10 protein-coding genes are annotated in these 12,591 nt (G+C 43.5%); 5 read left to right on the top strand and 5 right to left on the bottom strand.

The genetic code is table 11. The annotated features are described in order from the left end of the window. Position 1 precedes the first annotated feature (1 nt). The gene (locus tag BJP37_RS07810) at positions 2-3,772 is read left to right on the top strand and encodes a hydantoinase B/oxoprolinase family protein (protein ID WP_075897782.1); all 3,771 of its coding nucleotides are present in this window, start codon (positions 2-4) and stop codon (positions 3,770-3,772) included. 211 nt (positions 3,773-3,983) lie between these two features. On the opposite strand, the gene BJP37_RS07805 is transcribed toward BJP37_RS07810, so the two are convergent. Both BJP37_RS07805 and BJP37_RS07800 read right to left on the bottom strand, forming a co-directional pair. Then, positions 3,984-4,376 (bottom strand): hypothetical protein, encoded by a 393-nt coding sequence (locus tag BJP37_RS07805; protein ID WP_075897780.1) that lies wholly within the window; start codon positions 4,374-4,376, stop codon positions 3,984-3,986. Between the two features lie 432 nt (positions 4,377-4,808). After that, positions 4,809-5,879: a ParA family protein gene (locus BJP37_RS07800; protein ID WP_075897778.1), complete on the bottom strand. Its 1,071-nt coding sequence runs from the start codon at positions 5,877-5,879 to the stop codon at positions 4,809-4,811. A 150-nt stretch (positions 5,880-6,029) separates the two neighbouring features. On the opposite strand from BJP37_RS07800, the gene BJP37_RS43380 reads away from it, so the two are divergent. Continuing rightward, positions 6,030-6,164 carry a hypothetical protein gene (locus BJP37_RS43380; RefSeq protein ID WP_269086968.1) on the top strand — a complete coding sequence of 45 codons (135 nt, stop codon included), beginning with the start codon at positions 6,030-6,032 and terminating at the stop codon, positions 6,162-6,164. 96 nt (positions 6,165-6,260) lie between these two features. Here BJP37_RS43380 and BJP37_RS07795 read toward each other — a convergent pair whose 3' ends face one another. After that, a complete protein-coding gene (locus BJP37_RS07795; protein ID WP_075897776.1) occupies positions 6,261-7,094 on the bottom strand; it encodes a cyclase family protein in 834 nt (277 codons plus the stop codon). A 53-nt stretch (positions 7,095-7,147) separates the two neighbouring features. Between BJP37_RS07795 and BJP37_RS35885 the strand changes: the two genes are divergently transcribed. Beyond that, positions 7,148-7,336, top strand: coding sequence for a hypothetical protein (locus BJP37_RS35885; RefSeq protein WP_143727507.1), 189 nt, complete (start codon positions 7,148-7,150; stop codon positions 7,334-7,336). 103 nt (positions 7,337-7,439) lie between these two features. Here the strand turns inward: BJP37_RS35885 and BJP37_RS07790 are convergent, their stop codons facing one another. Next, the gene (locus BJP37_RS07790; protein WP_071103904.1) at positions 7,440-7,682 is read right to left on the bottom strand and encodes a DUF8620 family protein; all 243 of its coding nucleotides are present in this window, start codon (positions 7,680-7,682) and stop codon (positions 7,440-7,442) included. 61 nt (positions 7,683-7,743) lie between these two features. Between BJP37_RS07790 and BJP37_RS07785 the strand changes: the two genes are divergently transcribed. After that, entirely contained in the window at positions 7,744-8,184 is a 441-nt protein-coding gene (locus tag BJP37_RS07785; RefSeq protein WP_075897774.1) for a secondary thiamine-phosphate synthase enzyme YjbQ, read from the top strand. A gap of 247 nt (positions 8,185-8,431) precedes the next feature. Beyond that, positions 8,432-9,880 (top strand): hypothetical protein, encoded by a 1,449-nt coding sequence (locus BJP37_RS07780; protein WP_075897772.1) that lies wholly within the window; start codon positions 8,432-8,434, stop codon positions 9,878-9,880. 497 nt (positions 9,881-10,377) lie between these two features. Here the strand turns inward: BJP37_RS07780 and BJP37_RS07775 are convergent, their stop codons facing one another. Next, complete coding sequence (locus tag BJP37_RS07775; RefSeq protein ID WP_075905865.1) at positions 10,378-12,138, bottom strand: choice-of-anchor I family protein; 1,761 nt, start codon at positions 12,136-12,138, stop codon at positions 10,378-10,380. Positions 12,139-12,591: the final 453 nt, after the last annotated feature.

Raw genomic sequence — 12,591 nt, 5'->3', positions numbered from 1 at the left:
TATGACTACTACTTCCACTGGACGCTGGCAATTCTGGATTGATCGAGGTGGTACCTTTACGGACATTGTGGCCAAACGCCCGGATGGGCAGTTGGTCATTCATAAGCTGCTGTCGGAAAATCCTGAACGGTACCAAGATGCTGGAGTACAGGGAATTAGAGAGATTTTAGACATCCCTGTTGGTAAGCCGATACCCAGTGATGCCATGGAAGCGATCAAGATGGGAACGACAGTAGCCACCAATGCGTTGTTGGAACGGAAAGGCGATCGCACTGTCCTAGTAATTACTAAGGGCTTCCAAGATGCCTTGCGCATTGGTTATCAAAATCGCCCGAATATCTTTGCCCGTGAAATTGTGCTCCCTGAAATGCTCTATGAACGGGTGATTGAGATAGAAGAACGGTACAGCGCCCAGGGTGAAGAGCTAATCCCCATCAATCTGGCTGGCACCCGCCAATCCTTGCAAGCTGCTTATGATGACGGTATTCGTAGCTGCGCCATTGTCTTGATGCACGGCTATCGCTATCCCACTCATGAACAGCAGATAGCGACCATAGCATTAGAGATTGGTTTTACCCAAATATCAGTATCTCATCAAGTCACCCCTTTGATGAAATTAGTCAGTCGGGGGGATACCACAGTGGTTGATGCTTATTTATCACCGATTCTGCGTCGCTACGTAGATCAGGTAGAACAACAGTTGCAGCTTGGCGGGTTGACCAATGAAGGTTTGGAAAATAACCTTCAACCTACCCGGTCTGAAGGCTTACGGAGAAAAACTTCTGGACTATTGATGTTCATGCAGTCAAACGGAGGACTGGCGGACGCGCAACAGTTTCAAGGGAAGGATAGTATTTTATCAGGACCTGCTGGCGGTATTGTTGGAGCAGTACAGACTAGTCGAATTGCTGGTTTTGAGACGATCATTACCTTTGATATGGGTGGCACCTCTACAGATGTAGCCCATTATAACGGGGAATACGAGCGTACCTTTGAAACTGAGATTGCTGGGGTGCGGCTGCGCACACCAATGATGGCAATTAATACAGTAGCTGCCGGTGGTGGCTCCATTGTCCAGTTTGATGGTGCCCGTTATCGGGTAGGACCAGAGTCGGCTGGGGCAAATCCAGGTCCTGCTTCCTACGGTAAGGGGGGTCCGTTGACAGTGACCGATTGCAATGTGATGGTAGGGAAGTTGCAGCCAGGGTTTTTTCCCAAGGTGTTTGGAGCGGATGGTAACTTGCCGTTGGATGCTGAGGTGGTAAGGCAGAGGTTTGAAGGATTGGTAGAGGAAATTGGGGATAACCGCAAACCAGAGGAAGTAGCAGCAGGATTTTTAGCGATCGCAGTCGAGAAGATGGCCAATGCCATTAAACAGATTTCTCTACAACGGGGCTATGACGTTTCCGAGTATACCCTATGTTGCTTTGGCGGTGCTGGTGGCCAGCATGGGTGTTTAATTGCCGAAGCCTTAGGCATTAAGCGAGTGTTCATTCATCCCTTTGCTGGAGTATTGTCCGCTTATGGAATGGGTTTAGCCGATATCAGGGTATTGAAAGAACAGTCAGTTGAGGCTGAGTTAGTAGAGGGGTTGGAGTTAGAGGGAATTTTAGCCAAGTTGGTGGCTCAGGGCATAGAAGAGTTGAACCACAACCATGCCCAGGATCGGAATAGTAACGAGGTTGAAGTCATTCGGCGAGTCCATTTGCGCTATGAGGGCACCGATTCAGCCTTGGTTGTTGGGTTTGGTGGGATTGATCAGATCACGGAAGAGTTTGAGGGATTGCATCGACAGCGCTATGGATTTATCGTGCCAGGGAAAACGTTGATGGTCGAAGCGGTTTCGGTAGAGTTAGTAAAGCGGATGGCTATCCCAACAGAACCGATACGGTCTCGTCAGACAGGGGAAATGTGTGCTCCCGTTGCCACAGTGCAAATGTATACTGCTAATCGCTGGTGGGATACCCCTGTGTTTAGGCGAGAGGATTGGCAGCCAGGGGATTCGGTGTTTGGTCCGGCATTAATTATTGAGGCAACCGGAACCAATGTGATTGAGCCTGGTTGGAAAGCAGAGGTGAGTGAACGGAATCATTTGATTTTAGTTAAATCTGGTTTGGGAGACCAGCAAGACAACCTGGAAATGTTGAGTGATAGCACTATCGATCAGCTCCAACCAAATACCGTCCAAGCTTCACCCCATCCTGACCCGGTCATGCTGGAAATCTTTAACAATCTATTCCGTTCCATAGCAGAGCAAATGGGGACAACTCTCCAAAATACCAGTTATTCAGTCAATATCAAGGAACGGCTAGACTTTTCCTGTGCGATTTTTGACCAACAAGGGCAATTGGTAGCCAATGCGCCTCATATTCCAGTGCATTTGGGGTCAATGAGTGAAAGTGTTCGCAGCTTGATTGATGCCCATGGTGATAGTCTTAAACCTGGGGATGTCTATATTCTCAACAATCCCTATAACGGTGGCACTCATCTCCCAGATGTCACCCTTGTTACTCCAGTTTTCCTCAACTCTTCCCTAGGGCTAAAGGAACCTTCTCCCCTCTCCCCTTTATTCTTTGTCGCTTCCCGAGGACACCATGCTGACATCGGTGGTATCACTCCCGGTTCCATGCCTCCTAATAGTACCAGCGTCAAGGAAGAAGGGGTATTAATTGACAATTTCCTGCTGGTTGAGAATGGTAAATTCCGAGACAATGAAATAACCCAACTCCTGTTAGGGGGTAAATACCCAGTCCGGAATCTGACTCAGAATATAGCTGATTTACAAGCACAGATTGCTGCCAATGAGAAGGGTGTACAAGAGTTACAGCAGATGGTAGCCCACTATGGATTAGAGACAGTGCAAGCCTATATGGGTTATGTCCAAGATAATGCTGAGGAGTCAGTGCGCCGGGTGATTGATGTGCTCACAGATGGCAGTTTCAGCTATGAGTTAGATGGGGGTGCTAAGATTCAGGTCACGATTACTATTGACCGGAACAACCGTAGTGCCAAGATTGATTTTACCGGTACCTCGGGTCAGTTAGACAGTAATTTTAATGCACCGTCAGCGGTATGCAAAGCAGCAGTGCTATACGTCTTCCGCACCCTAGTCGATGATGATATTCCCCTCAATGCCGGTTGTCTGAAGCCTTTGGAGGTGATTATTCCGGAAGGTTCTATGCTCAATCCCCGTTATCCAGCAGCAGTGGTAGCAGGAAATGTGGAAACATCCCAAGCAATAACCGATGCGCTCTATGGTGCTTTAGGAGTGATGGCGGCATCTCAGAGTACTATGAATAATTTTACCTTTGGCAATGAGCGCTATCAATACTATGAAACCATTTGTGGAGGCTCTGGGGCAGGGATTGATTTTGATGGCACAGATGCGGTACATACTCACATGACCAATTCTCGCTTAACTGACCCAGAAGTTTTGGAATGGCGATTTCCAGTACTTTTGGAAAGGTTTGGGATTCGCCCTGATAGTGGGGGTAAGGGCGTTCATTGTGGGGGTAATGGCGTAATTCGCCAGATTCGTTTCCTAGAACCTATGACCGCAGGAATTCTATCTGGACGTCGAGTGGTCAAGCCTTTTGGGTTAAATGGTGGTGAAGCGGGTGCTTTGGGAAAAAATTATGTGGAACGGAAGGATGGAACTGTTGAAGAGTTGGGTAGTACTGGGGTAGTGGAAATGAATGCAGGTGATGTGTTTGTGATTGAGACCCCTGGGGGTGGGGGATTTGGTTTGGATAGTGGTGATAGTCAATCCTAATCGGTAGGAGGCGAATGCGATGTTCCTTTGGAACCGCTTCGCGATCGCATTTGGGCTAAGCCAAGAGGATAAATGCTGATCTTAATCCTGCAGCATTTATCCTAAACAAAGCTAATCTACCTACTTAGGTTCAGAGCTAAGTCGGTAGATTACCAATAAACATCGGTTACCGAGGATGAAACAATCCCAAGGTATGGGCTACTTGGAAATCTCAACGGTCTAGGAGGTTAATGGTTAGACCAGTAGCAGCACCTTTGACCGCATTATCTACCACCGAGCCATTATCAATGATCACGCCAGTGACAACACTAGCAGCAGCACCAAACCCTACATCTTGAACTAGACTCCCAGCACTGTTACGCCGAGCTCTAGTTCTATCTCGCTTAGTAGCATTGACAGCAGCACCAGCGGCAGCGCCATTGGCACTATTACCTATCAGTGAGCCGTTGTCAGTTAATTCTCCAATGACGGCACCAGCAGCAGCACCAATACCGATATCTCTTAATAAATCACCCGCAGCTGCTGGTGCAGCGGGTAGTAGTGTTGCGCCTACAAAACCGGTTGTGATTAGTCCTGGTAGTAGAGCACCGAAAATTCCTTTCATCTTTGTGTCCTCTAAATTGAGCAATCGAGCTACTGCTCTTAGGTTAGATCTGTCTCTCGGCAGATAACCTCTTCCATTAGAATTATTTGACCGCGCTCAATCAAGACAGTCAATCTGCCAAAGGTTCCTAAATATATATAGCGCTAAGCCCTATATACCAATTCGATTGATTTGTGATTTATTGCTGCTACAGTTCCCTAGGGTGCTTTAGGGACGGGCTCCCCCTGATTTTCTCGGTAGCCAGTATTGGGACAGTCCGTCCGATTGTAACGGGCAAGATGCCCATTCCACCCACCGGTTCTGCTCCGAAGTCCCAGCTTTGTCCGGGAAGCGTAGCCCACGGCCTTAGCTCCCTTTGCCAAAGTGTTTATTTAGCATAACAAGTACGCAAGAGAAAAAAAATAAGTATTAGCAGATAATCCCAGCTTCTGATTAACATTCAAAATTTTTGATTATATACTCTGCTAAAGAATTATATTGATCACTCATTCTTGACATTAAATTTTTTTGACCTTGTGACCATGAACCAGCTTGTATCTCTCTCGTTGGTTTTTCTTGGGATAAATATTGTATAGGAGTATTTTGTACTATACTATCTGGTGCGATTGTATTTAAATCTTCTATTTCTGCAACAGGTTCTATAGGTACAAAACTTGGAACACATTTGTAATCATCAATATCACTCTTTAATTTTGGTAAAAGATTATTTTCTACTGAATCTATAACTTTATTAAATTGAGCTTTGTCAGCTGCAATTTTATCAATTGCTCCTTTTTTAACCCTTGTATCAAACCCATTAAAAATCCATCCTCCAAATTTTGGTTTTCCTTTATTAGAAACAAGTTTGTCATATTGGTTTGATTTCAAATATTTACGTTTACCTTGAATCCAATCATCAATAAATGATGGTAGTACTTCACCAATTAACCCTACACAATAAGCTGAAAATAAATCAGCTGTGCAAGGGACTAAAAAATAATCTGAGCAATACAATGCTAATCTAACTAGTGTATTAAATGAAGGAGCTAAATCGATCAGTACATAATCATAATTAACATTTTTTTCTTCTTCTATTTTTTTTATTAAACTTTCAATAACAAGAAATCTATGAATTCCATTACCACCATTGACATCACTACCAACGTTTAAATAATCAGCAAATGTGTTCAACCAAAAATCACCAGGAATAATATGTATATTTTCACAATATAAGTTTTTATATTTGGGTCTTTTTAAAAAAACTTTAGGATTTTCAAGTGATTGAATATAAGGTTGTATATAGCTTCTAATGGTTTTTCCAAAAGGAAAACTCTCATCATTTTCAAGACATTTTTCAAATTCCTCATACCCAATAACTGCAATAGAAAGATTACACTGAGGATCAAAATCAATAAATAAAACTTTTTTAGCTTTGTCGGCAAGTGCTATTCCCAAATTCCATATAATATTTGTTTTTCCAACACCCCCTTTGTTATTGAAAATTGAAATAACTTTTTTAGTCATGATTTACTCACTTTAATTTTTTCTTAGTGAATAATTAAATTTTACCATTATTGCTGAGGGGGTGACAAACAGCATTATTAGCCTTACTGGGTGTGGGGTGACGGGTGCATCTCATTTTTACTGTTTGACTCGGTGGGTGGAATTGGCATCTTGGTGGAACGGGCATCTTGCCCGTTTCATTTCCGGGCAGGCTGTCCCAACGCTGGCTACGAGGCGGAAAATCAGTGCGAGCCCTTGGGTGGTGCGTTACGGGGCGGGCTGTCCCAACAGTGGCTACGAGGTTGAACATGAGGGCAAGCCCGCCCCTAACGCACCCTACGCCACCAAAAATTCCTATATAATTTCTTGCCTCTTGCCTCTTGCCTCTTGCCTCTTGCCTTACTAGGGAATAATTGCGAACACCCTTGCTGGAAAACCAGAACCTTTCAGGGGTTTAGGAAACGTTACTATTGCGATCGCACCATATTCCGGAACCTGATCCAAGTTAGTCAGCAACTCGATCTGATACTTGTCTTGGCTGAGAATATAATTTTCTAGGGAATAGTCCCCTTGGCTAGTGGCAATTCCAGGGTCAGTATCAGTTGTTTCATGACCGGAAGCAGTAATGTAGCGTTCTTCGTAAAGATATTTGAGTACTTCAGCGCTCCAGCCAGGATAATGGGCAATACCATTAGCATCAGCATTTCGCATTTTGGTCATACTAGGCCAAGCCTTAGACCAATCCGTACGCATTGCTACAAATGCCCCTTCTGGCACTAAACCGTATTTCTGTTCCCAAGCTTGTACATCTTCCAGGGTAATTTGATAGTCGGGGTTGTGACTGACCTTGTCGCTGACATCAATTACCACAAGAGGTAGCACCATTTCAGTGACCGGGATTTCATCCTGAAACCGTTTGCCCCTGACGAAATGAGCTGGCGGATCAACGTGGGTACCCCATTGACCTGGAATATTATAGCGCTGTGCCCAAAATCCAGACCCCTTGGTGCCAACCATTTCATCGTAGTAGTAGGTTGTGGTGCGTGTTTCAGGATCAAAGCCTGGCCAGTGGGGAATCTGGGGATGAAAGGTATGGGTTAAATCCACAAACTCATGGGACTTTAGTTCTGCTAATTTATCCCAAAGACTGGGGTAGTCAGCGGCTTGGGCAGTGCTTGGGTTCGCCAAACCGACTATGACAATCATGGTTAAGACCAACAAAGCTTTAAGCAACATGGCTCTTCCCTAGAAAAATTATCGAATGAAGTATCAAGGATTAAGGATAAACCATGAAGCATCAAGGATTAAGGATGAATCAGTGTAAGTATTCAGCTATCAGCCGTCAGCTATCAGCTATCAGCTATCAGCTGTCAGCTTTCAGCTTATGGGCTACGCGCACGCTACTTGAAGTGCTTTTGAATAAAATAAGCTGTTCCCGTAGCGTGGCCTATGGCCAACGGCTGACGGCTGACGGCTGACGGCTGAATGCTTACCAATCAGTGTCCATCTTCTATCCATATTTATATAGTTATTGGTGATTTTTAAGCACTTACGCATTTACACAGTTACGCACTTATTTACTCAATTCGACGTCAAACGCTTAGAAATCTGGTTAATTAGTCCACTCACAATTGCTCCAGCCATCAGCACGCCAATGGCGGGAGTAAATACTGGTTCCCAAAGGCTGTACCATAGTTCCAGTCCCAAGGGAATACCAACCGAACGACCAACCAATGCGATCGCAAACCAAAAAAAGCTCAATAAGACTAGAAAAACATCGAGCATTAAAATTTGGTTAAGCCAACGGAGCAATTGCTCTTTCATCTTCAAAATTTCTGGTATTTTAGTTTAATTGTCAACGTTATTAGTTTATTGGTGTGCAGTCATGCTGGTCAAGAGTGAAATAATCGAACTTAAAACCCACGAATCTATCGCTATCTACAATATCACCGATTACATCAGCAAATTACTAGAGGTTACTGGGCTTAAAAACGGTCATGCTTTAGTTTTTTCCAGACATACAACTACTGCGTTAGCCATTAATGAATACGAAGAACGATTACTCGAAGATATTAAAGTCCATCTAGACAAGCTAGCCCCTAAAGATGGTAAATATCTCCATAATGACCTGCACTTAAGGATTGTACCTCCTGATGAGCCGATCAATGCCCACTCTCACCTAATGGCAATGATGCTAAACAACAGCGAATATATTCCTATTATTGATGGCAAATTGGCTTTGGGCACCTGGCAATCTGTTTTATTCCTTGAATTAGATGGTCCTAGAGACAGAACTGTTTTAATTCAACTATGTGGTGAAACCTAAAAACTAGCTTACTAGGAATTGGCTGAAGCAGAACGGTTTCACTAAACACCCTTATCCTAATTATAGATAATTATAGATAGAAGGAGCTGAGCAAACTCCGTTAATACATTGGTATCAAAGTTGTGCTAAGATAGATAATATTGGACTCGCTCTCACTAAGAATCCTCTTCCTTCTAAGAAGGGTAGAGTGTCAACATAGTTCGACTTTGAACTGATTGAAGTAAGTTGAGCGTACCCCATCACAACTATGCCGAAATTCTGGTTTAGACTCTACAGTAGCGCTACCATAGCATCACTTCTACTTGCCGCTGGCTTTTGGAAGACTACGCCACTCTACCATGCAGCAAACACACTACTCCCCTCAGTAGCAGTATCCCCTGGGAATCAAGTAGTCGCTCAGGGTTCTCCCCCAGCCTGCTCTTCTATTGATCCGATTACCAAGGGTATGAAAAAAGAACGAAGAGCAACTGCTATGGCACAATTGGCTCGATCAACAGAAGATTGGGATTTTGTGATCAATGAGTGGATTCAAGCCATTGAGGATTTGCAAACTATCCCAGCAGACAGTCCTAAACGGATTTTTGCTCAAAAAAAAATTGCTGAATATATCAAGAACCTAGAGTTAGCTTACCTTGAAGCAGTAGCAACCACTTCATCCTTGCCCTTCTCTAGTTTTGATAACGAAATATTTGATCAGCAGTTGCGGCTTTATCTATCCTATATAGCTGCTGTTGGTAGCCCTGACATTCTAATTGTAGGTAGTTCCCGGGCATTGCAAGGGCTTGATCCTCAGCAACTCCAAAAATCCTTAGGCATGTTAAGCAAAGGAGAGCTAAAGGTTTTCAATTTTGGGGTCAATGGTGCCACAGCTCAATTTGTTGACTTCCAACTCCGTCAGCTCCTGACTCCAGAACAATTGCCACGGTTAGTTATCTGGGCTGATGGGGTGCGTGCCTTCAATAGTGGACGAGTAGACCGCACCTATCAATCCCTTGTCGCCTCTGAGGGATATAAACGTTTGCTGGCAGGCGATCGCCCCACACTTCCTAAAAGTCAAAAGGAATCAGTGAATACTTGCCAAGCTATTCCTGAGTCTACCATTTCCAGTGTTACTACTAAACTTTATCAAAAATGGGCACCGGAAACTAGACTTTGGGCAACAGCGACCTTAACTTCAAATCGGCAACCTAGACCCTGCAACCTAGACCCTGCAACCTGCAACCTGCAACTGGTTTCCAAACAGTCAACTACCGCCAACACTGGCTATAGTACTTTTGCCATCAATGCTAATGGTTTTCTCCCTATGAATGGAACCTTTAACCCCAAAATTTACTATCGGAGCCATCCACGAGTGTCAGGGAGATATGATGCCGATTATCAGCCCTTCAGTTTTGCCGGTAAACAGACTACTGCTGTCAATGCTATTAAAAGCTTTTTGAGGCAACAAAAGATTCCTTTAGTGGTGGTTAACTTACCCCTTACCAAAGACTATTTAGATCCAGTGCGTCTGAGTCGTGAACAGAAATTGCAGCAGTGGATGCTCAAACAAACTGATCAAGGATTTATCTTTATCGATATGGGGAGGCAGTGGCTAAACCAAAATCAGTATTTTGCTGATCCGAGTCATCTGAATCAATACGGCGCAGCAGCAGTGGCTAGCGAGTTGGCGGCTAATCCCCAGATTCCTTGGCCTTGACCCAATTCATAACTCAATTCATGACTTTTTGCCCCCTCAATGGAAAATTCGTTTGGACTTTTTGGGAGTGATGGAGTGATGGGATGATGGAATAATACCAATTAAAACAGTTTGACTACATTGATGATATAAAACTTAGATAAAAATTAGATGAAATTTCGATTAAACTTAGATGAAATTTAGGTTAAATTTATTAGATGAAAGGGTGTGATGTGTATTAAAAATTTAAAATTGAAAATGTAATTATTCAGGTTTTGGGGTGGATTTAGAAGCTCTTTTGAGCATTTTGCCAGCAGAATGACTCAAACTGTATTAAACGATCCAAATTTGCTGGTTTTTGCTGCCAAATTCACAAGTTACAGAGTTTGTCAAGCCCTACACCTAAATAATTACATAGACAATTAACGATTAATAATTAACAATTAACAATTAACGATTTACCTGCATACCAAGTGATTAAACTGGAGGAGATATGATTCCCCCAGTCTTCCTTGCCTTTAAAGGCTAGTTTCTTTACATGTTGTTGAAAGCTTTCGCTTCCAAGCCATACACCCTAAAGCAATAACGTGTAACAGACCCAATATAGAACTTGGTTCTGGTACTTGTTCGATTGAGTAGACAGTAGTTGTGCCACTGACCTCATTATTAACAACTAGCATCGGTGTGTCGTTGGGACTATCCTCTGCTGATATGAAAAGCAATCCTTCAGAACCAAGATCCCCTGCTGTACCAGCCTCAGGATCCCCTAGGAAGTCACGGTTGTTGATGTAATTCACAAAGAAGGGATTTTCAGGATCGGTAACGTCATAGACTATGAAGCCACCAATCTGCTCAAAACTGATGAAGGCAAAGGTGCGACCGAATAACTCAACCAGTTTTATCCCCTGGGGTTCCGGACCTCTATTGTCGCTGCGGGTATCAAAGTTGTTTTCCTCAGCCTCAGCGTTGAAGAAATCCGGAAATAGATCAGCAGTTATTTGTTCAAAAGCATCGCCACTGTCAAAAACTAGCTCTAAGTCATCCTCTATTACCTTCCAAATTGAGAACGAGCGTCCTCCAAAGGCAAACAGTTCGTCAAAGTCACCGTCTCCATCAGGGTCACCATTAATCGTTGACACTTGCAAACGTCCAAGAACATCATCTTCTTGTAGAGCGATCGCATCAGGGAAGGCAGTTGGGTCTAACACTAAGTCATCTATCCGATCATCTTCCTGGAAAAACGTTTCTTCTTGACCGTCTAAGTCACCCTCAATGCGGAGGAAATCGCCTTCGTTAGCAGTCACTAAGTAAGTTATGCCGTCAACGGTATAGACATCAAGTTGGTCTGGCTGGAATAACCCAAACACTGGCCTGTTTTCAATATTGATAGCATCGTCTCTATCGCTAGTATCTAAACCATTATTAGGCTCACTGTGATCTTTGACACCGAGACCCACAACGTTGGTGAACTCATTAGTTTCTAGGTTGAGAACACCAATGGCATTGTTTTCCTGGAGTGCTACCCAGGCAGTTTTACCATCTTCTGAGACAGTGATGTTTTCCGGTTCGAGATCCCGATCAGGGGTAATCGGGGACTCGAATAAATCCTCAATGCCGAATTCCTCCTGGGATGAAGCCTCAACTTCTTCGAATGCATCGACAAACAGCTGTACTCCCTGACTTTCCAGCTCCTGTTTTGAGAAGGAACTAAAGTCTGCAGTTCTGACAGTAGGATGCTTCGGGTCAAGAAGGTCGATAATACTAACCGACCCCTTTGGATTAACGATCTGACCTAAAGTTTCTGAAAAGGCTGGCTCTCCTTCATTGGCAACCAGTAACTTTCTGCCATTTGGGGTAAAGGTTACCGCGTCAGGCAAGGCACCAACTGTTACCGATGTTTTGAAGTTACCGTTGGTGTCAAAGAAAGCCACTGTTCCTGGATCAGTTTGCACTTCATTGGCTACGGAAACCGCTAGTAAGCCATTGCTAGAGGCAATACTGGTTGGTGTTGCCCCAAACGATGCCAGGGGGATGGTGGTGGATAACGAGAGGTTGCCTCCGACAAAATCCAGGACATCGACTTGATTGCTACTAGCATTGGTAACGAATAACCTTTGGCTGAGTGGATCGAAAGTCGATATCTCCGCCGCCCCATCATCGAAGATTCCCGTGGAAAAGGTAGAAATCGGTTTGATGTTTAGGGAGAAGGCGGCGGCAGGTGATGTTAGTATACCCAACAGCAATGTTGAGTTAATGGTTGCTTGTATGATTTTAGGCATTTTTCTATGAGAAATAGATGGACTCTGATCTTTTACCATGGTGTTCCTTGCTCCGTCTAGGTAGAGGTAATACTTAGATACTGTAAATTAAATGCCTCTGATGCAATTTACGATGCAATTTATATGAGCAATTTTTTATATCAGTGAAATTTCGTGTAGTTCTAGTAGTCTTCACTGAAACTTCACAAAATCTTTACTGAAACTTCACAAAGTCTTTAGTCAATCTTTAAATAAGGAATCACCAAAGCCTGATGGGATCACTTTAATTTAAAACCTAATCCAACTTTGTTTCACGCCACTTTGGCGGTAATTTGCAGAATATGATTAAAAAATCATAGCATAGTTTTGGATATATGATTAAGTTTTTATATAAAAAATTAGTTATAACTCTGACTAGTCATCATAATTACTAGTTTTTTTGCTCTAGTTTGATAGTTAATCTAATAATTTTTA

Source organism: Moorena bouillonii PNG (genome assembly GCF_001942495.1).
Classification (GTDB): domain Bacteria; phylum Cyanobacteriota; class Cyanobacteriia; order Cyanobacteriales; family Coleofasciculaceae; genus Moorena; species Moorena bouillonii.
This window is presented reverse-complemented; position numbering and strand designations above follow the sequence as displayed.

Bases quoted from the DNA above. Each gene is read 5' to 3' on its own strand.
- BJP37_RS07810 (WP_075897782.1), top strand. From the start codon at position 2: ATGACTACTACTTCCACTGGACGCTGGCAATTCTGGATTGATCGAGGT.
- BJP37_RS07805 (WP_075897780.1), bottom strand. From the start codon at position 4,376: ATGAAAGGAATTTTCGGTGCTCTACTACCAGGACTAATCACAACCGGT.
- BJP37_RS07800 (WP_075897778.1), bottom strand. From the start codon at position 5,879: ATGACTAAAAAAGTTATTTCAATTTTCAATAACAAAGGGGGTGTTGGA.
- BJP37_RS07795 (WP_075897776.1), bottom strand. From the start codon at position 7,094: ATGTTGCTTAAAGCTTTGTTGGTCTTAACCATGATTGTCATAGTCGGT.
- BJP37_RS35885 (WP_143727507.1), top strand. From the start codon at position 7,148: ATGAAGCATCAAGGATTAAGGATGAATCAGTGTAAGTATTCAGCTATC.
- BJP37_RS07790 (WP_071103904.1), bottom strand. From the start codon at position 7,682: ATGAAAGAGCAATTGCTCCGTTGGCTTAACCAAATTTTAATGCTCGAT.
- BJP37_RS07785 (WP_075897774.1), top strand. From the start codon at position 7,744: ATGCTGGTCAAGAGTGAAATAATCGAACTTAAAACCCACGAATCTATC.
- BJP37_RS07780 (WP_075897772.1), top strand. From the start codon at position 8,432: ATGCCGAAATTCTGGTTTAGACTCTACAGTAGCGCTACCATAGCATCA.
- BJP37_RS07775 (WP_075905865.1), bottom strand. From the start codon at position 12,138: ATGCCTAAAATCATACAAGCAACCATTAACTCAACATTGCTGTTGGGT.